Below are 19,873 nucleotides of genomic sequence, written 5' to 3'. Positions count from 1 at the left end.
CGAATATCTGGACTAGAAGCGCTGTGCGGGTGTATGGTGCTGACATCGGCCCGACAATCCAGCGATTTACCTGCTGAATAGTCGGACCGATGCACAACCGCTAGTCCAGGTAGTCGCGCAGCACCTGCGAACGGGACGGGTGGCGCAGCTTGGACATCGTCTTCGACTCGATCTGGCGGATGCGCTCGCGCGTGACGCCGAACACGCGGCCGATCTCGTCGAGCGTCTTGGGCTGGCCGTCGGTGAGACCAAAGCGCATGCCGACCACGCCAGCCTCGCGCTCGCTGAGGGTGTCCATGACCTTGCTCAGCTCCTCCTGGAGGAGGGTGAAGCCCACGGCGTCCGCGGGGACCACGGCCTCGGAGTCCTCGATGAGGTCGCCGAACTCGCTGTCGCCGTCCTCGCCAAGCGGCGTGTGGAGCGAGATGGGCTCGCGGCCGTACTTCTGGACCTCGACGACCTTCTCGGGGGTCATGTCGAGCTCGCGCGCCAGCTCCTCGGGCGTGGGCTCGCGGCCCAGGTCCTGCAGCATCTGGCGCTGAACACGCGCGAGCTTGTTGATGACCTCGACCATGTGGACGGGGATGCGAATCGTGCGCGCCTGGTCGGCCATCGCGCGGGTGATGGCCTGGCGGATCCACCACGTCGCGTACGTCGAGAACTTGTAGCCCTTGGTGTAGTCGAACTTCTCGACCGCGCGGATCAGGCCCAGGTTGCCCTCCTGGATGAGGTCGAGGAAGAGCATGCCGCGACCGGTGTAGCGCTTGGCGAGCGACACGACCAGGCGCAGGTTGGCCTCAAGAAGGTGGTTCTTGGCGTGGCGACCGTCGTTGGCGATCCACTCGAGCTCGCGGCGCAGTTTGGGAGCGAGCTTCTCACCCGACGCGAGCGTCTCCTCCGCGAACAGTCCGGCCTCGATGCGCTTGGCAAGGTCGACCTCCTGCTCGGCGTTGAGGAGCGCGACCTTTCCGATCTGCTTGAGGTAGTCCTTGACCGGGTCGGCGGTGGCGCCTGCGGTCATGACCTGCTGGACGGGAGCGTCGTCATCGGTGGCCCCGATGACGAAGCCGCGCGTGTCGGACTCGTCGTCATCCTGGGCGGCGGGCTCGGCGGCACCGTCGCCCGCGGTCGCGGGGTCGGCGTCGGGCTCGACGTCCGCCTCGACGTCGACGGCCTCGACCTCCTCGACGGCGTCGGCATCGGCGTCGGCGGCCTTCTTGGCGGCGGCGAGCTCGGCGCGCGTGGGCGCCTTCGCGGCGGTCTTCGCGGCGGCACGCGGCGCCGCCTTGCGGGTCGGGGCCTTCGGCTGCGCGGCTGCGGTCTCCTCGACCGCGTCGGACTTGGCCTTGGCGGCGCGCTTCGGCGTCGCCTTCGCGGCGCCGGTGGACTGGGAAGCGGCTGCGGTAGTCGTGGCCTTCTCCTTCTGGGTATTGCTGCCAGCATGCGGCAACGAAGCGTCGGACGTGAGGGGAGGTGCGCCAGCCGAGCGTCGGGTCTGACGCGACTGTCCGTCCCCGGCTGTGCCGTGGGCGGTGCCCGGCTGATCTGGCGACACGGCTTCCCTCTCGACCTGTCACGGAGTGGATGGTGAGGCCCGCTGATCGCCTCGCGCAAATCCATTAGATTGTAACGCCCCCATCGCCGGAAACGTTCCGCGACTCGCGTCACCGCTCCTGAGAATCGCTTGCCACGAGCGCGAGGGTGAGAAGGGCGAGCCTATACGCGGGGTCGTGCTGGAGCGCGATGGCGCACCACGCGCCGGCGGCCGCGGCCTGATCCGTCCACCACGCGATCACGCCGCGAGTCGCCGCGACCGGCGCGAGCAAGCGTCGCGGCGCCACGTCGAGCAGGGCGTCAAGTACGGCCTCCAGCCCGGCGGTGCGCGCGGCGTCGGGCGGGCGCGTGGGCCGCATCTGCGCTCCCAGTGCCGCGCCGATGCGCACGGTGTCGGCCCCGTCGAGGGCGTCGAGTGCGGCGTCCTCCGCACCGGGGATGAGCAGAAACAGCACGGCGTCGCGCACCCGCACGTCCGCGAGCCCTGCGGCGAGGCGTCCGAGCGGCGCCGGCCCCTCCACCCCGTCCGCGAGCGCGCTCCTCCACAGGTCGAGCGACGCGCGGCGCCACGCGCCCTCGTCGCCGAGCCGTCGCCTCTCCCACCGCGTCGCGGCTCGGGAGGCCAGCTTGCGCACCTGAGCGCTCGCACGCCCCGCGTCGCCTCCGGAGCCGGCCGTGCGCGCGAGGGGTCTGCTCCGCGGCGCGGGCACCGCGCGCCCGCCGGGCGGGCAGCACAACGGATCGATGCAGTGCGGGCAGAAGTAGCGTCCGTGCGCGACCACCCAGCTGTCCGCGGCCACGACCACACCCTCGAGCTCCGCGAGCACGGGCTCCACGGCGAGACGGCCCACGTCGGCATCGGACGTGTACGCGAGCACCACGGCACGGCGCGCGCCGTCGCACACAGCCTCCGTCGCGATCGCGCGCGAGATCTCCTCGGCGCCATCCGACAACAGGTCCGCGGCGTCGACCCTCATGAGAGTGCCCAGCGTGCCGCCCACGCGGACCAGGACCACGACGACGCTGTCGAGGGGCTCGAAGCCCAGCAATCCGGGGACGCGTGCGACGAGGTCGCCTGGGCTCGTGATCACTGTCATGGCCCCAGCGTCGCGCCGGGTCCCCGAGGACGCACTCGCGCCACCAGCATCTGGGGATAGCCACGATGCTCGTGCGGGCCGGGGGCATCGGTGCGGGCGCCTCGCGCCTACGCTGGGGCCCATGACGGCTGAGGACCCCCGACACGAGATCAACGACCGCGTCGCGCGCGCCCTGACGTGGGCGGAGACGGCGATGGCCCCCGCGGGACCGGCGGCGGCGGAGATTGCGGATCGCCTCACCCGCTCGGCCGAGGGCGGCAAGGCCTTCCGCGGGCGGCTCCTGCTCGCGGCCTTCGAGGCGTGTGGAGGGGTGGATCGCGACGCTGCCATCGAGCTCGCCGCGGCCGTCGAGCTCTTCCAGACGGCGGCCCTCATTCACGACGATGTCCTCGACGGCTCGGACACCCGTCGCGGGCGGCCCTCCGCTCACCGCGCCTTCGAGGCGCTCCACCGCGACGCGGGGTGGCACGGCGACCCCGCGGCCTACGGACGGTCCGGCGCGATCCTTTCGGGCGATGTCGCGCTCGTCGCCGCTCAGCGCGGCGCGACACTCGCCGCGCGCCGCGTCGGCGACGTGGTTGCCGACCTCTTCGACGAGATGGCGGTGCTGGTCACCGCCGGCCAGCACCTCGACATGCGTGTCGCGGTGTCACCGCTCGCCGCCCTGCCGGGCCTCGAGGGCGACATTCGCGCCACGATGCGCGCCAAGACGGCGTCCTATACGGCCGAGTTCCCGCTCGCGCTCGGTGCCGCCGCGGCGGGAGCCGACCCCGACATCGTCGCGGCAGTGCGGGAGGCGGGGGTTCCGCTCGGGGTGGCGTTCCAGCTCCGCGACGACATCCTGGGTGTTGCGGGATCCCCCGCGGTCACCGGCAAGCCCGTCGGCGACGACCTGCGCGAGGGCAAGCGCACCCTGCTCGTGTGGCACGCGGCCACGCGAGGCGACGATGCGCAGCGCGAGGCCGTACTGAGCGTGCTCGGCCGCGCGGACGCCACGGCGAGCGACATCGAGGCGGCGATCACCGCGATCGAAGCCTCGGGCGCCTATGCGTTCGTCGAGGCCGAGATCGCGGCTCATGCCGCCGCGGCGCGGACGGGCCTCCGTGACGCGCTCGCGCGGCCGGTGGCCGTGCTCGACCTGGTCGACGCGGCGGTCGACCGCGTCGCGTAAAGGTCCCGCCCTCGGCTAGAGCATCGCCTGAGCGATGCGGCGCACATGGGCGCGGCGACCCTCACGCAAGGCGGCGAGCGGAGACATGCCCAGCTCGGGCTCGTCCGACATCAGCCAGTCCGCGGCCTCGCCGTCGCCGAAGCCCGCGTCGCGCAGCAAGGTGAGGGTGCCCCGCAGCGTGGGAAGGACCGTGGGACCCTCCTCTCCGTCGACGATGAAGCCGGCGGGGATCTGCACGGTCTGGCGTTCGCCGCGGCGGACCGAGAGCAACTCGCCCTCGCGCACCATTTCGCGCACCTTGCTGGCCGTGGTGCCCAGCTGTTCGGCGAAGTCGGGAACGGAGAGCCACGCGGAGTCGTCAGTCATGGCTCCAGGGTACTGAGGGCCGGCTTCCTCCTTGCCACTGCCCGTGCCCTTGTCACCACGCCCGCGCCGAGATACCGTCACTTGTGTCACATCTGTCACATCCTTCACTTCCGATCTCCCATTCGGAACCGACACCCCACGGAGGCGCGCATGCCACGCATGACCCCGGCAGCGACCAGGATGACCCGACCCGCGGGACGCCTCGCGGCGGCCGCCGCGCTCGCCACCGCCTTCGGCGTCGCCGCAGCGGTGCCCGCTCAGGCAGACCAGTCGCACCGCGTGGAGCCGGGCGACACCGCGTCGCGACTCGCGCAGCGGTACGGATCGACGGTCGACGCGATCGTCGCGGCCAACAACCTCGACTCGCGCGCGACGCTCTACGCCGGCACCACGGTCGTCATCCCGTCCAAGGAGTCGTCCACGGCCGCGCGCCCCGGCAGCCACACCGTCTCGTCGGGAGAGACGCTGTCCGGGATCGCACTGCGATACGGCACCACCGTCGCGGCAATCGCTCGCGCCAACGGCATCGCGGACCCGTCGATCATTCGCGTCGGCCAGCGCCTCACCCTGCCCGGAGGCGAGGCAGGTGCCGCGGCGAGCACGAACGCGGCGCAGTCGGCGACCGTCCACACCGTCGTTGCCGGCGACACGCTGTCCGACATCGCGCAGCGCTACCGCAGCACCGTCGCCGCGATCGCGAAGGCCAACTCCCTCGCCAACGCCTCGCTCATTCACATCGGCCAGCGGCTCACGATTCCGGAGGCGGGCGCGGCGCGCGACGCACGCGCGGCCTCGACGGCCTCGACCGCCTCAACCACCTCGACCACCGCGACGAGTTCGACCGTCCACACCGTGCGCTCGGGCGACACGCTGTCCGCAATCGCCCAGCGACACGGCACCACTGTCGCCGCGATCGCGAAGGCCAACTCCCTCGCCAACGCCTCGATCATTCACGTGGGCCAGCGCCTCACGATCCCCGGCTCGAGCGGGGCTCCCACCGGCCTCGTGGGCGACACGTTCCTGGGACGCACGTATCCCAAGGACGTCGTCGCGGCGGCCAACGTCAACAAGGCCGCACTCAACGCGACGGATGTGCCCAGCCGGGCGGCGATGCAGCAGTTGATTGTGGACACCGCACGGGCGTATGGCGTCGACCCTGCCCTCGCGCAGGCGATCGCCTACCAGGAGTCGGGCTTCAACATGCGGGCCGTCTCGCCCGCGAACGCGATCGGCGCGATGCAGGTCATCCCGAGCTCGGGCGAGTGGGCTTCCGACATGGCGGGCCGCCCGATCGACCTGCTCGACCCCGAGGACAACGTGCTCGCCGGCGTGCTCATCCTCCGCTCGCTCACGCGCACCTTCGACCGCCTCGACCACGCGATCGCGGGCTACTACCAGGGGCGGCCGCGGTGAAGCGCCACGGCCTCTACGACGACACCGTCGACTACGTCGCCGCGGTGCGCGCCCACATGGCCCGGTTCGCCTAGCATCCCCGCGCCGCGCCGCAACCGAGTCTCCTGAGCAACACCACACCGCGCCTACAATGAGCAGCGTGTCCAGCACCCTCACCGATCCCCTCCTCGGCCGCGTCATCGACGGCCGGTACGAGGTGCGCGAGCGGGTGGCAGCAGGGGGCATGGCGACCGTATATCTCGCCTTCGACCGGCGGCTTGAGCGCGACGTCGCGCTCAAGGTGATGCACCCCCACCTCGAGATTGATCCGAACTCGCGCGAGATCGTCGCGCGGTTCCGGCGCGAGGCCAAAGCCGCGGCGCGACTCACCCACCCCGGCATCGTCCGCGTGTACGACCAGGGAGTGGACGCCGACGTTTCGTACCTCACGATGGAGTACGTCGAGGGCGAGAACCTGCGCGAGCGCATGACCCACGAGGGACACTCTCGCTCGGCGAGGCGCTCACGACGCTCGACCACGTGCTCGACGCGCTGGCCTCCGCGCACCGCCAGGGCCTGGTCCACCAGGACGTGAAGCCGGAGAACGTGCTCATCGACCCCGAGGGGCGCCCCAGGGTTGCCGACTTCGGGCTCGCGCGCGCCGTCACCGAGGTGACCGCGAGCACGTCAGGCACGATCCTCGGGACGGTCGCGTACCTGGGCCCCGAGCTCATCAGCAACGGCCACTCCGACGCGCGCACCGACGTGTACGCGGCGGGCGTCCTGCTCTACGAGATGGTCACCGGACGTCAACCGCACACCGGCGCGACGGCGATGCAGGTCGCGACCAAGCACGTCCACGAGGACATTCCCGCGCCGTCGACCGTAGTGCCGTGGCTGCCTCCCGAGATCGACGCGCTCGTCGAGTCGCTCACCGCGCGTGACCCCGATGCCAGGCCCGCCGATGCTGCGGCCGCCCTGCAGCTCGTGCGCCAGACCAGGATGGTGCTCGACGACCCGACCCTGGATCGCCGTGCCGACCCTCCGAGCGGGGCCCACCCCACGCGCGTGGATCCCGATGCCACCGCGGTGCTCGACGCGCCCGCGGCCGGCTCGACCGTGGCGCTGCCGATCGGGCTCGGCCATCCCTTCCCCGCAGTGGGCCAGCAGCTCGAGGAGATCCCCGAGGACGACCCCGAGGCCAAGGAGCCGCAGCGCACCGACCGCCGCGCGGGCTGGTGGATCGCCGCGGTGCTCATCGCCGTCCTCGCGCTCGGCGGCGGCGGCCTGTGGTGGTACAACTCGATCGGCCCCGGCGCCTACACGACCGTTCCCACCGTGGTGGGCGAGAAGGAAGCAGACGCGCTGACGGTGCTCGACGGCGCGGGACTGATCCCGAGCGTCGAGTACACGAACGACGACGAGATCCCGGAGGGGATCGTCATCAGCACGGATCCCGGCGCCCAGGGACGCATCGAGAACGGCGGCACTGTCGTGGTGACGGTGTCCGAGGGACCGCGCATGAGCGAGGTTCCGAACGTGGTCGATGCGATGCGCGACGAGGCCGAGAGCACGCTCGCCGAGCTCGGCTTCCCCCTCGGCGAGATCACCGAGACCTACTCCGACACCATCCCCGCGGGTCAGGTCATCTCGATGACCCCCGCCGCGGGAGAGACCGTGCGCCACGACACCCCCGTCGCGCTCGAGGTCTCCGGTGGGCCGGAGCCCATCACCTTCCCCGACGTCAGGGGCATGTCCGAGGCCGATGCGGTCGCGGAACTCGGTCGCTATGCGCTTGACGTGTCGATCGAGCGCGCCCGCACCGATGACGCCCCCAAGGGCGAGGTCTACCTCCAGAGCCCCGAGGCGGGCGCTGACGGCCGGCGCACCGATGCGATCACCATCACGGTCTCCGAGGGCCCGCCGCTCGTCACCGTCTCGGACTACGTGGGTCTGGGCGTCGAGGAGGCCGAGCGGGCCGCGAAGGACGACGGCCTCAAGGTCGAGCTGTACTCGAAGTGGCCGTGGAGTTCCCCCAACTCGATCGTCGACCAGTCGCTGGTGCCTGGCGCCGAGGTCGAGAAGAACACCTCGATCGTCCTCGTCTACAACTGACGCACGGCATCGTCCCCTCTCCTGCCGGCGCGGGAGAGGACGCCAATGCCCCGCCCCGGCGAACCGGGACGGGGCATGAGGGACGATGCTGGGGTTAGAAGATCTCTTCGCGCTCGGGACGGTGCTTCTTGAGCAGGTCCGCCACGAGGAACGCCATCTCCAGCGACTGCTGGTGGTTGAGTCGCGGGTCGACCTTGGTCTCGTAGCGCCGCGCGAGGCCCTCGTCGTCGATCTTCTCGGTGCCGCCGATGACCTCGGTGACGTCGTCACCGGTGAGCTCGACGTGGAGGCCGCCCGGCACGGTGCCCAGCGCCTCATGCACCTCGAAGAAGCCCGTGACCTCGTCGAGAATCGTGTCGAAGTTGCGCGTCTTGTAGCCCGATTCCGACGTGTACGTGTTGCCGTGCATCGGGTCCGTGAGCCACGTCACCGCGAGACCGGCGTCACGCACGCCCTCGACGATCGACGGCAGCGCGTCGCGCACCTTGCCCGCGCCCATCCGCGCCACGAACGTGAGGCGGCCGGCGATGTTGTCGGGGTTGAGACGCTCGGCGAGCGCGATCGCGTCGCCCGACGTCGCCGTGGGGCCGAGTTTCACCGCGAGCGGGTTGTGCACCTTCGACAGGAACTCGACATGGGCGCCGTCGAGCTGACGCGTGCGCTCCCCGATCCACAGGAAGTGGGCCGAGCAGTCGTACGGGAGGCCCGATCGCGAGTCGATGCGCGTCAGCGCACGCTCGTAGTCGAGCAGCAGCGCCTCGTGGCTCGAGAACAGCTCGACCGTCTTGAGCGCGTCGAAGTCCCCTCCCGCCGCCGCCATGAAGCGCACCGCGCGGTCGATCTCCTTCGCGAACTGCTCGTACTTTGCGTACGCGGGATTCGCGGAGAAGCCCTTGTTCCACTGGTGGACGCGGCGCAGGTCCGCGAATCCACCCTGGGTGAAGGCGCGGATGAGATTGAGCGTCGACGCGGACACGTGGTACGCGTCGAGCAGCCTCTCGGGGTTGGGGATGCGCGACTCGGGCGTGAAGGCCGACGAGTTGACGATGTCACCGCGGTAGACCGGCAGCGTGACGCCCCCGATCGTCTCGGTGTCGGCCGAGCGCGGCTTCGCGTACTGACCGGCCATGCGGCCGATCTTGACGACCGGAGTCGACGCGCCATACGTGAGGATCACGGCCATCTGCAGGATGGTCTTGATCTTGTTGCGGATGCGGTCGGCCGTGGCCTCCGCAAAGATCTCGGCACAGTCGCCGCCCTGGAGCACAAAGGCCTCGCCGCGCGACGCGGCGGCGAGCTGCTCGCGCAGCCGGTCCGCCTCGCCAGCGAACACCAGAGGGGGACCTGCGTGAGACGGTCGGTCGTGCGGCGCAGCGCAGCGGCGTCGGGCCACTGCGGCTGCTGCTTCGCCTCCTTGGAGAGGTACGAATCCACACCCGCCGCCGTCAGGGCAGCCTCTGTCATGGTGATTAGGCCTGTCCGATCGCCGCGAGCGTGTCGACGTACCAGTCGGTGGTCGTGTCGAACGGCTTGTGGCCCGCGATGCGGGGGAAGGCGATCGCCTTGAGGCGGTCGCCGTCCTCCTCGTCGTGACCGATCACGCCGGCCTCGCCGCGCAGCGCGCACTCGACCGCGTAGTCCGTCATCGACTTGATGAGGCGCAGGTCCTCGGCGTTGGCCGCCGCGGCACGCGAGTAGTAGCCCGACTTCTGGACCATGACCTTCTCGGCACCCAGGCGCTCGGCGAACTGCTTCGCGAACCACTGGCCCGGGTTGATCTCGTCGAGACGCACGTGACCGAACGGGTCGCGGCGCACCTCCTGGCCGGAGGCCTCCATCTCCGCGATGATCTCGGGCACGCCGGCGCCCTCGGACAGGAAGATGTTGACGTTGCCGATCTCGTCCATGACGGTCCGCAGGCGTGCGGCCTCGGCGTCGAGGTCGATCTTCGCCTCGGGCACGTAGACGGCGTGGATGTCCCAGCGCTCCTTGCTGAGGCCGATTCCGGGCAGGAACTCACGGGTCTCGAGGTCCTCGCGGTACTTCATCGCGGCGGCCGCGGTGAGCCAGCCGCACGCGCGGCCCATGACCTCGTGCACGATCAGCATGCGCGGTCCCGAGCGGTGCTCGCCGATGATGTTGCGGGCGAATCCGGCGGCCTCCTCGGCCGCGGTCCATGCGCCGAGCGACTGGCGGATAGGCACCACGTCGTTGTCGATCGTCTTGGGCAGTCCCACGACGGTCAGTCCGTAGTCGTGCTGGGCGAGGTACGCCGCGAGGTCGGCTGCGGTGGTGTTGGTGTCGTCGCCGCCGATCGTGTGGAGCACGTCGACGCCGTCGGCCTTGAGCTGGTCGGCGGCCACCTGCAGCGGGTCCTGACCCTCCTGGACCAGTCCGCGCTTGACGCAGTCCGCCACGTTGGTGAGCTTGACGCGCGAGTTGCCGATCGGCGAGCCGCCGAACTCGTGGAGCAGTCCGGCCTTTGCGCGCACCTCGTCGTCGATGACGATCTTCTTGCCGAGCAGCAGGCCCCAGTAGCCGTGCTCATACGCGATGATCTCGACCTCGGGAGCGATCTCGGTGTAGCGCTCGATGAGGCCGCCCACGGCGGACGACAGGCAGGGGCGAAGCCACCCGCGGTCAGAAGGGCAACACGGCGAACCGACATGACGAACCTTTCGATGGGTAACGTGCGGATTTCTTGGCTCATTCTAGGTGCGCGCACACGCGCGCGAGACCGGGACGGGGGACCTACTCCCCCGCCTCCTCGCGGGCCTGCTTGGCAAGCTCGCGCTTGACGATGGCGGCGTCGCGGTCGACATACTCCTGGCCCGACAGCTCCCTGATCGCCTGCATGATGCGGTCCGTTGCCTCGCGCAGGGCGGCACGGTCGGACTGGCGTCCCTGGAACTCCGCGAGGCTGATCGGGGCGCCGATGCGGGCGCCGATCGGGTGGCGCGACGGCACCTTCTGGCCGATCGGCTGGGCGATGTGCGTGTCGATCATGGCGACGGGAATGACGGGAGCGCCCGACTCGATCGCGAGTCGCGCCGCGCCGGACTTGCCACGATAGAGGCGGCCATCGGGGCTGCGCGTGCCCTCGGGGTAGATCCCCAGCAGCTCGCCGCCCTGCAGCACCTGAAGCCCTGTCCGCAGCGCGGCCTCGGACGCGCGCCCGCCTCCGCGGTGGACCGGAATCGTGCCCACGCCCTCCATGAAGGCGCGCGTCGCGAAGCCCTTGGGCCCCTTGCCGGTGAAGTACTCCTCCTTGCCCAGGAAGACCACCTTGCGCGAGATGACGAGCGGAAGCCACACCGAGTCGGAGAACGACAGATGGTTCGACGCGAGGATCGCGCCTCCCGTCTCGGGAACGTTCTCCGCACCCTCGACCCACGGCTTATAGATCGCCTTGAGCGGCGGGCCGAGCAGGACGTGCTTAAAGAGTCGGTAGTACGTGTCGCTCATGTGTTCCTCACCGGCGGGCGGAGGCGATGCGTGCGAGGTCGGCCGCACCCACGATTCCCGCGTCATTGCCCATCTGCGCGGGCACGATCGGCACGATCGGACGGTGTCCACGCGCGGGCAGGTTCTCCTCGAAGGCGTGGCGTGCCGAGCCAAGCAGGAGGTCGCCGGCCGCGATGACGCCGCCGCCGATCACGAAGAGCTCGGGGTCGAGCGCCGCGGCGAGCGAGGCACAGCCCTCGCCGATCCAACGCCCGAGCTCCGCGAGCAGCTCGATGCCGAGGTCGTCGCCCGCGACGGCGACCTGGGTCACCTGCGGGCCGGTGATCGCGGACGGGTCGCCGCCGGCGAGCTCGAGGAGCGCGGCGGCACGCACGGGACGCTCGATAGCGGCGCGGCGCGCCTCGCGCGTCAGCGCGGAACCCGACGCGTACTGCTCCCAGCAGCCGCGCAGTCCGCAGCCGCACGAGTGCCCGCCGGGCACCACGCGCAGGTGGCCGAGCTCGGCGGCGAAGCCGTACGCGCCGCGCACGAGCTTGCCGTCGACCACCATCGCCGCACCCAGACCGGTGCCGATCGTGAGCAGCACCATGTGCTGCACGTCGCGCGCGGCGCCGAAGGCGAATTCCGCCCACCCGGCCGCGTTCGCATCGTTTTCCACGACCACCGCGACATCATCGCGACCCAGCAGCGCGCGCACGTTGGCCGCGAGCGGATAGTCGCGCCACGCGATGTTGGGAGCGAACAGGACGTGCTCCTGGTCGGAGGACACGAAGCCGGCGGCCGCGAGGCCCACCGAGTGAAACTCGTGATCGACCGCGAGCTCGGCCACGGCATCGGCGATTGCGGCATCGATGCCCGCCGGGTCCTGCGGCTTGGTCTTGCGCTTGGTCTTCGCGACGATCCTGCCGTCCTCGTCCACCACACCGACCGCGATCTTGGTGCCGCCGATGTCTACGCCGATTGCATGCATGCTGTGTGTCGCCTTCCACTTCCCTGGGACTTCGTCAAGGCTATCTTGTGAGGGTCCCACCTACTGTCACTGGAGTCACGCCTCATGAGCCAGCCCGCGCGCGCGGACTACGCGCCGAACATCGCAGCACTCATCGCCGAGTCGTGGCGCCGCCACGCCGACGCGGTGGTCATGCGCTACGCCGACTCCGAGGACCGGTGGCACGACGTCACGGGAGCCGAGGCCCAGGCGCGGGTCACCGCGGTCGCCAAGGGCCTCATCGCGCGCGGCGTCGAGCCGGGTCAGAGCGTGGGGCTCATGGCCCGCACGCGCATCGAGTGGAGCATCCTCGACGTCGCGATCTGGACGGTCGGGGCGCTGCCGGTGCCGATCTACGACACCTCGTCGAGCGCGCAGATCGACTGGATCACCTCCGACGCCGAGATCTCTCTGCTCGTGGTCGAGACTGCGGCGCATGCCGAGCTGGCGCGCACGGTCGCGGGCGATTCCGAGAGCCCGGTGCGCGACATCCTCGTGATCGACGAGGGCGCGCTGGACGACCTCAGGGACGCCGGCGTGGGCATCCCCGACTCCGTGGTCGAGCAGCGGGCGGCGCTCGCGACGCTGGACAGCCCGGCCACCATCATCTACACGTCGGGCACCACCGGCCGCCCCAAGGGCGTGACGCTCACGCACTTCAACTTCGTGCGACACACCTACGGCATTCAGGACGAGCTCCACGACGTGCTCTTCGGGGAGGGCGCGAGCACGGTGCTGTTCCTCACGCTCGCGCACTCGCTTGCGCGGCTGGTGGAGGTCGCGCTACTGGCCTCGGGGACCGTGATCGGGTACTGCCCCGACGCCAAGAAGCTGGTGCCGTACTTCGCGTCCTTCAAGCCCACGCTCATCCTCGCGGTGCCGCGGGTCTTCGAAAAGGTCTACAACTCCGCCGAGCAGAAGGCCGCCGCGGGCGGCAAGGTGAAGATCTTCCGGTGGGCAGCGAAGCAGTCGATCGACTTCTCGCGCGCGCTCGCGACTCCCACCGGGCCCTCCCTCGCGCTCAAGGCGCGCCACGCGGTCGCCGACCGGCTCGTGCTGTCCAAGATTCGCGAGGTGCTGGGCGGCCGTGCGCGCCACGCGATCTCGGGGTCGGCGCCGCTCGGTGAGCGACTCGGCCACTTCTACAACGGACTGGGACTCCAGGTCCTTGAGGGATACGGGCTGACCGAGGTGACGGCCGCGTCGCACGTCAACCGCACCCGCCTGTCGAAGATCGGCTCGGTGGGCGCAGCCCTGCCCGGCTTCGAGGTGCGGATCGCCGACGACGGCGAGATCCTCATGCGCGGCGACATGCTGTTCGCCGGCTATCACCACAACGCCGAGGCCACGGCGGAGGCGATCGTCGACGGGTGGTTCCACACCGGAGACATCGGCCACCAGGACGACGAGGGCTACCTGTACATCACGGGCCGCAAGAAGGAGATCATCGTCACCGCCGGCGGCAAGAACGTCGCTCCTGCGGTGCTCGAGGACCGGCTCCGTAGTTATGCGCTCATCAGCCAGTGCGTCGTCGTGGGAGACGGCAAGCCGTTCATCGGCGCTCTGCTCACGCTCGATGCCGAGGCGCTTCCTGCCTGGTTGTCGGGCAAGGGCCTGCCGGCGATGACCGTGGCAGAGGCGGCCGCGCACCCCGTGGTGCGCGAGCACCTCGAGAAGGCGGTCGCGCGCGCCAACCGCGCGGTGTCGCGCGCCGAGTCGATCCGGCGCTGGGAGATCCTCGCCGACGACTTCACCGTCGACAACGGCTACCTCACGCCCTCGCTCAAGCTCAAGCGCGGTCAGGTGCTCCGTGACTTCGCGGATGACGTCGAGGCGCTCTACACCGAGGGCGCTCAGTAGGAGCGCTTCCCCGGTCCGTGCGTCTCAGGTCAGCTCGCGCGCGGTGGCTGCACCAGACGCAGAGGAGGAACGAGCCCTCCCTCCGCCAAGGCAGACAGCGCGCTCGACTGGTCGGCATCAAGCTCGACGCTCGACCGGTCGCTCGGCCGCACCTCGATCGTGAGAAACGACACCACACAGTCCCCGCACTCGCGTCCGCGCATCTCGCACGTTCCACAGTCGATCAGCATGGCTGCACTCCCTTCACCTCGTGCCGGTGCGTGGCGCTCGTGCGCAGCTCCGGCGGAGACCATGCGGTCACCGTGCTTGCCACGCTAGGGAGAGGGTCTGACATCACGCTGTACGGCCTGGTGAGAGGACGATGCGCGGTGATGTCTGAGCGCTGACGTACCGTCATCGCATGACGTCGCCCCCCGCCTCGATCGAGGAGCTGTTGCCCACGCAGCGGTCCTTCGAGGACATCGGCGAGCCCCTGTCGCAGACCACCTTCGTGGTGGTCGACCTCGAGACCACCGGCACGTCGCCCGGAGCCGCCGCGATCACCGAGATCGGCGCGGTCAAGACGCGCGGCGGTGAGGTGATCGGCGAGTTCCAGACTCTCGTCGATCCGGGTGCGCCCATTCCGCCCATGATCGTGGCGCTCACCGGCATCACGGATGTCATGGTGAGCGCGGCCCCGCGCATCGAGGCCGTCCTTCCCGCGTTCCTCGAGTTCCTCGGGGACGCGGTGCTCGTGGCCCACAATGCCCCGTTCGACACCGGCTTCCTGCGCGCCGCGTGCCGCGCGCACGGATACCGGTGGCCGGGCAACCAGGTGGTCGACACCGTGACGCTCGCCCGCCGCGCGACCACCAAGGAAGAGGCGCCCAATAAGAAGCTGTCGACGCTGGCGCGCGTGTTCGGCACCGCCGTCGAGCCCAACCACAGGGCCCTCGAGGACGCGCGAGCGACCTCGGAGATCCTGCACAGGATGCTCGAGCGGGTGGCCGCGTTCGGCATCACGCACCGCGAGGACCTCGAGTCGCTGCGCAATCCGATGCCCGAGCGCATCCGCAAGAAGTCGGCGATGGCGGCGGCGGTGCCCAGCAAGCCCGGCGTCTACACCTTCCGCGGGCCGCGCGGCGAGCGCCTCTACGTGGGCACCTCCAAGAACCTGCGCGCACGCGTCAAGTCCTACTTCACCACGGGAGAACAGCGCCGCTCGGTGCGCGACATGCTCGAGCTCGCGGTCGGCGTCGACACGATCGTCTGCGCGACCGAACTCGAGGCGAACGTGCGCGAGGTGCGACTCATCGCCGAGCATCGGCCCCGCTACAACCGGCGATCGGCGCGACCCGAGCGCACCTCGTGGGTGCGACTCACCGAGGAGCGCTACCCGCGGCTGAGCGTGACACGCGGGGTCGAGGGGCCGTCAGGAGCGCTCGGGCCCATGAGATCCGCCACCGACGCACGCCTGGCGATCGAGGTGCTGCAAGGGGCGATCGGCGTGCGGACCTGCACCACGAGGCTGCCGATCACCCCGCGCGCCTCCGCGCGCGCGTGCCTGCTCAAGGACCTCGGCGCCTGCGCCGCCCCGTGCGTGCGGGGGCCGACTCGGGCTACGACGCCACGGCCCGCGCGGCTCGCGAAGCCCTCGAGAGGGACCCCACGACCGTGGTCTCGGTGGTCGAGCGCCAGATTGCCGATCATGCCGCCGGCCTTGACTACGAGCGCGCGGCCGAGCTGAGGGACGGGGTGAGCGCGGTGGTCGACGGCGCGATGCGCGCGCAGCGGCTCGGCTCGCTCGCGCGGTGTTCGATCGTCGCGGTGCGCCCCGACGGCGAATGGTGGGACGTGGTCGCCGTGCGCCGTGGAGCGCTCGTGGGTTCGGAGCGCGTGCGGGCCGGCGTGTGGGAGGCGGCAGACCGCCTTCGCGCCCTGACGTCCGACCTCGGTGTCGACTCACCGGTCCTGGTCGAGGAGCGCGAGCTCGTGTCGCGGTGGATCGAGACCCCCGGCACGCGCCTGCTCTACGTCGACGGCGAGTGGTCGAGCCCCGTCGACGGCGCGGGCCGTCACGCACGCTGGGTCGACGCGCGGCGCGCGGACCGGACCGTGACGGGCGTCCTGCGCCGCACGTGACGGAAGCGCGCCGCCACCCCCAGGCGGTGGGGATGGCGGCGCGCCGTCTTAAGGAGGAGAAGTCAGTTCAGGAATCGCCTCCTTCCATGTAGCGGTAGAGGAATGCCGCGAAGGCGTCGCGCGTCACCGGCCGCAGCGGCCGGAACGTGCCGTCCGACCAGCCGGTGCTGATGCCTGCCTCCGCGAGCCAGCTGATCTCGGTGTAGAACTCCGAGCCGGACGCGGTGACGTCGCTGAACAGCGGCGTCGCCGGCGCCTCATACCCGTCGACCTCGGCGAGACGGTAGAGGAACGCCGCCATCGCGTCGCGAGAGGTGCGACTCAGGGGACGGTAGGTGCCGTCGGAGAATCCCTGCGAGATGCCGCTCTCCCCCATCCAGCTGATCTCGGTGTAGAACTCCGTGCTCGTGGGAGTCACGTCGGAGAACACCGGGGTCGTGGGTGCCTCGTAGCCCTCGGGGGCCTCGAGGCGGTAGAGGAACGCGGCGATCGCGTCGCGGCCGATCGGGGCGTACGGACGGAAGGTGCCGTCCGAGAAGCCCGTCGTGAGACCGTTCTCCCACATCCACTGAATCGCCTCATAGTGCTCGAGGGACTCGTCGACATCGGAGAAGGGCATGCCCGCCGGCACGAGCTCGGCGACACCCCAGCGGGCGGTCGACTGGTAGCCGGCGCCGGTCGGGTCCGCCCAGTTGCGGATCGCCTGGCGAGCCCCGGCCGCGGCATCGTTCACCTGCACGTCGAGGCCGTGGAACGTGCCCTCGCCGCCGTACTCGAGGAGCGAGATCGCAACCTCGACCACGTAGCCGCCGTCGACGATGCTCGTCGCGGAGTCGACTCGGTTGGCCTGGAACGTCTCGTCGCCCGTGCCGAACGACACGACGTTCTCCGCGTTGATGCGAATCTGCGTGTCGTCGTACCGGTACGCGCCGTTCTTGGCGTTGCCCGCGTCGAGGTAGATCTCGACCGAGTCCTGGATCCACGGGTCGGAACCGGTGACATCCACCACCGGGTCCGCGATCTCCGCGTACATGTACAGGGTCTGGTCACGCCACAGCGTGTGGAACGTGCCGATCGCACCTCCGGTGCCCGACACCTCCTTGTCCGTGGTGAGGACGGCCGCGCCGTCCCACGCCGCGTCGCGCTCGCCGTCGATGACCGGCGCGTCGCCCGCCTCGGGGATCGAAGCGAACGAGAGCTCCTCGACCAGCGTGAGCGTGCCGAGGGCGCCCGGCGTGTTCCATCCGGACACCTCGCTGCCGTCCACCACGCGGACGTCGGCCTGCAGGGTGTCGTTGATCGCGGCCCCATCGAGCGGGACCTCGACCACGATGTCGTAGCCGTCGCCACGCTCGGTGACCACCGCGGGCGCGTCGCCCGTGCCGTCACGACCCACCGCGTAGGTGGCGGAACCGACCTCGATCTCGACCCCATCCGCGGCCTCGGCCACGGCATCGTCCACCGTCACGTAGGCGGTGAGGGCGTCCTCGCTCCACCGGAGCTGGAAGGCGCCGGCCGAGCCAAGGCTGTGCAGGGGCAGGCGGTCCCACTCCGGCGAGGACGTCGCCGAGTCATCGAGCGCCACGGCGCCGGCGAACACGTTGGCCGTCCGGGATCGCGGAGGCAGCGGCTCCTCGGAACCGTCGGGCTCCACGATGCCGTAGTAGGCGTACTTGGCCTGCAGGGCATCGTCGAATACGAGCGGTCCGCCACTCGAGTCCCGCCACGAGCGGGAGTCGATGAGACCCCACACGGTGACCGAGAACATCTCGCTGGCGTACGCCCTGAACACGTCGAACGCGTCCCGGAAGTAGTAGCCCTGGTCGATGAACTTGGCCTGCGACTCCGGAACGCCGGTGGTCACGTCGAACTCGGTGACGGCCTGGATGAGGCCCAGCTCCGAGGCGTCGACAATCGCCTGCTCGAGGTTCTCGACCGGCATCGCGAGGCTGACGTGGAACTGGTGGCCGATTCCATCCACGGGCGCGCCGCGGTCGAGGAGACGGTCGATCAGCGCCAGGTAGCGTCCACGCTTGCCCGCCTGCTCGGTGTTGTAGTCGTTGATGAACAGCGTCACGGGACGGTCAGCGGACGCGTCCGCATAGGTCTCGTTGAACGCCTCGTCGGCGTACTGGAAGGCCAGGTCGACAAACTCCTCGCCCAGGATCCGGTACCACTCCGAGCGGCGCATGCCGTCCGCGTACGCGGCGCTGTCATCGATGACCTCGTTGACCACGTCGAACGCGGTCACCGGGTTGTCGCCACCGAACTCTCCCCACCCGGTCGAGAGGTACTCGGCCACGTTGAAGATGTGCTCGCGCATGCGGTCGCGCAGGATCTGCTTGTCCTCCTCCGAGGTGGTCAGCGGCGTGCCGTCCTCGTGCTGGAAGAAGAACGCAGGGGTCTGGCTGTGCCACACGAGCACGTGTCCGTAGACGTCCAGGCCGTTGTCTCGCGCGAAGTCCATGACCGCGCCGATCTCGGATGCGTTCGGGGACCACTCGCCCGCGGCGTTGTACCAGGCCTCCGGCTTCATGTAGTTCTCGGCCGTGATCTGGCCGAAGTGACGGAGCGTGAGCTCGGCGGACGCACCCACGGTCTCGCGGCTGTCGATCGCGACACCCATCGGGAACGGGACGGTGTCCTTGATCGGCGTGAGGTCCTGGATCAGGGCCGGAGCCGCCGTGCGGACCTCGATGTCATCGACGTAGAAGTCCGACGTGTTGCCCGTCGCCCCTCCGTCCCAGGCCGTCTCGAAGTAGAGCAGGGCGGTGTCGAAGCTCGAGGGCGTGAAGCTCCCCGAGACCTCGGTCCACCCGGAGTTGGAGACGCCGGTGAAGGTGAGCAGGTTGTCGTAGGACGTCGTGCCGTCCGTGGTGCGGGCAAGCGAGAGGACGATGTCGTCGGTCGTTTGACCCTCGCCGAACCTCACCCACGCGGTGACGTCGTACGTGACCCCAGCGGTGAGCTCGTCCGTGATCGGGAAGCCGATTCCCGAGCCCTGGCTCGTGCGCGCGGTCACCGCCGCCGACTGCACGCCCTCGTGGGCGTCGTCGGTGGTCGTCGCCACGCTGTGGCTGCCGGCCTCGACCTCACGCGCGATCCAGCCATCGAGGCCGTCCTCGAAGCCGGTCGACAGCACCACGGTGATCCCGTCGCCGGTGTCCTCCGTCGTGGTGACGAGGATGTCGTCGACAAGGTACGTGTATGCGGTCGCGCCGCCGGAGAGATTGCCGGTGCCGATGTAGGCGCTCAGCGTCGCTGGATCCGCACCCGCGGGAACCGTGAACTGGCCCGTCACGGTCGTCCATGCCTCCGCGGACACTCCAGAGGTGTTGCCGATCCAGGTGTAGTCGGGCTTCATCACGAACCGAGCCGAGGTCGTGCCAGGCGTGCCCTCGGCGAGACGCATGCGCATCGACAGCGTGTAGGTCGTGTCGGGCTCGAAGATGCCCGTGGGGCTCTCGAGGCCCACGTAGTCGGCCGTGCGGGCGATCGACGCCACCTTGGTGTCGTCGTCGATCACCGAGAGGGTCGAGCCGTCACCGCCGGACTGCGTCCACGTTCCGGTGGTGCCGTCCTCGAAGTCGACGGAGGACACGGTGGTGGTGGCCGCCTGCGCCACGGACAGCGGCGACGCTGTCACGGCGAGGGTCACCAAGAGGGAGAGGGCCGCTATCGCGGCGGATGGTCGGATGGCATGAAGACGATGCACGTGCGCTCCTTTACGCGACGGGTCGCCGT

Annotated in this window: 12 protein-coding genes and 3 pseudogenes; 7 read left to right on the top strand and 8 right to left on the bottom strand. The window is 70.2% G+C overall.

All coding sequences use genetic code 11. The features are described 5' to 3' along the window. Positions 1 to 100: 100 nt before the first annotated feature. Both QUE44_RS03075 and QUE44_RS03070 read right to left on the bottom strand, forming a co-directional pair. A complete protein-coding gene (locus QUE44_RS03075; RefSeq protein ID WP_286215799.1) occupies positions 101 to 1,450 on the bottom strand; it encodes an RNA polymerase sigma factor in 1,350 nt (449 codons plus the stop codon). Positions 1,451 to 1,664: 214 nt separating this feature from the next. Then, a complete protein-coding gene (locus QUE44_RS03070) occupies positions 1,665 to 2,651 on the bottom strand; it encodes a DUF4192 family protein (protein WP_286215798.1) in 987 nt (328 codons plus the stop codon). A 121-nt stretch (positions 2,652 to 2,772) separates the two neighbouring features. On the opposite strand from QUE44_RS03070, the gene QUE44_RS03065 reads away from it, so the two are divergent. Beyond that, complete coding sequence (locus QUE44_RS03065) at positions 2,773 to 3,822, top strand: polyprenyl synthetase family protein (RefSeq protein ID WP_286215797.1); 1,050 nt, start codon at positions 2,773 to 2,775, stop codon at positions 3,820 to 3,822. A gap of 15 nt (positions 3,823 to 3,837) precedes the next feature. Here QUE44_RS03065 and QUE44_RS03060 read toward each other — a convergent pair whose 3' ends face one another. Further along, positions 3,838 to 4,188: an Rv2175c family DNA-binding protein gene (locus tag QUE44_RS03060; protein WP_286215795.1), complete on the bottom strand. Its 351-nt coding sequence runs from the start codon at positions 4,186 to 4,188 to the stop codon at positions 3,838 to 3,840. A 150-nt stretch (positions 4,189 to 4,338) separates the two neighbouring features. Between QUE44_RS03060 and QUE44_RS03055 the strand changes: the two genes are divergently transcribed. The 3 genes and pseudogenes from QUE44_RS03055 to QUE44_RS03045 all read left to right on the top strand — a co-directional run bounded on the left by QUE44_RS03055 (position 4,339) and on the right by QUE44_RS03045 (position 7,695). Beyond that, positions 4,339 to 5,601: a LysM peptidoglycan-binding domain-containing protein gene (locus QUE44_RS03055; protein ID WP_286215794.1), complete on the top strand. Its 1,263-nt coding sequence runs from the start codon at positions 4,339 to 4,341 to the stop codon at positions 5,599 to 5,601. A 130-nt stretch (positions 5,602 to 5,731) separates the two neighbouring features. After that, a pseudogene (locus QUE44_RS13925) lies at positions 5,732 to 6,489 on the top strand (protein kinase domain-containing protein); the annotation flags it as partial. Between the two features lie 93 nt (positions 6,490 to 6,582). Further along, on the top strand, positions 6,583 to 7,695 hold the full coding sequence (locus QUE44_RS03045) for a Stk1 family PASTA domain-containing Ser/Thr kinase (protein ID WP_350226918.1): 1,113 nt from the start codon (positions 6,583 to 6,585) through the stop codon (positions 7,693 to 7,695). Positions 7,696 to 7,789: 94 nt separating this feature from the next. Here the strand turns inward: QUE44_RS03045 and QUE44_RS03040 are convergent. From QUE44_RS03040 to QUE44_RS03025, 4 genes and pseudogenes are all read right to left on the bottom strand, one after another. Next, positions 7,790 to 9,159: pseudogene (locus tag QUE44_RS03040) on the bottom strand (class II 3-deoxy-7-phosphoheptulonate synthase). Positions 9,160 to 9,164: 5 nt separating this feature from the next. After that, a pseudogene (locus tag QUE44_RS03035) lies at positions 9,165 to 10,363 on the bottom strand (pyrophosphate--fructose-6-phosphate 1-phosphotransferase). A gap of 83 nt (positions 10,364 to 10,446) precedes the next feature. Then, the gene (locus QUE44_RS03030) at positions 10,447 to 11,160 is read right to left on the bottom strand and encodes a lysophospholipid acyltransferase family protein (protein ID WP_286215791.1); all 714 of its coding nucleotides are present in this window, start codon (positions 11,158 to 11,160) and stop codon (positions 10,447 to 10,449) included. A gap of 7 nt (positions 11,161 to 11,167) precedes the next feature. Continuing rightward, the gene (locus QUE44_RS03025; protein ID WP_286215790.1) at positions 11,168 to 12,130 is read right to left on the bottom strand and encodes an ROK family glucokinase; all 963 of its coding nucleotides are present in this window, start codon (positions 12,128 to 12,130) and stop codon (positions 11,168 to 11,170) included. 84 nt (positions 12,131 to 12,214) lie between these two features. Between QUE44_RS03025 and QUE44_RS03020 the strand changes: the two genes are divergently transcribed. The 3 genes from QUE44_RS03020 to QUE44_RS03010 all read left to right on the top strand — a co-directional run bounded on the left by QUE44_RS03020 (position 12,215) and on the right by QUE44_RS03010 (position 16,129). Continuing rightward, positions 12,215 to 14,008, top strand: a complete 1,794-nt coding sequence (locus tag QUE44_RS03020) for an AMP-dependent synthetase/ligase (protein ID WP_286215789.1) — start codon at positions 12,215 to 12,217, stop codon at positions 14,006 to 14,008. A 400-nt stretch (positions 14,009 to 14,408) separates the two neighbouring features. Beyond that, entirely contained in the window at positions 14,409 to 15,734 is a 1,326-nt protein-coding gene (locus tag QUE44_RS03015) for a DEDD exonuclease domain-containing protein (protein WP_286215787.1), read from the top strand. After that, positions 15,671 to 16,129 carry a hypothetical protein gene (locus QUE44_RS03010; RefSeq protein WP_286215786.1) on the top strand — a complete coding sequence of 153 codons (459 nt, stop codon included), beginning with the start codon at positions 15,671 to 15,673 and terminating at the stop codon, positions 16,127 to 16,129. The genes QUE44_RS03015 and QUE44_RS03010 overlap by 64 nt, the downstream gene beginning before the upstream one ends. Positions 16,130 to 16,196: 67 nt before the next feature. On the opposite strand, the gene QUE44_RS03005 is transcribed toward QUE44_RS03010, so the two are convergent. Further along, on the bottom strand, positions 16,197 to 19,844 hold the full coding sequence (locus QUE44_RS03005) for an endo-1,4-beta-xylanase (RefSeq protein WP_286215785.1): 3,648 nt from the start codon (positions 19,842 to 19,844) through the stop codon (positions 16,197 to 16,199). Positions 19,845 to 19,873 lie beyond the last annotated feature (29 nt).

It is taken from the genome of Demequina sediminis (assembly GCF_030296675.1).
Taxonomy (GTDB): Bacteria; Actinomycetota; Actinomycetes; order Actinomycetales; family Demequinaceae; genus Demequina; species Demequina sediminis.
Note: the sequence above shows the minus strand (reverse complement) of the source record. Positions and strands in the feature narration are given on the sequence as shown.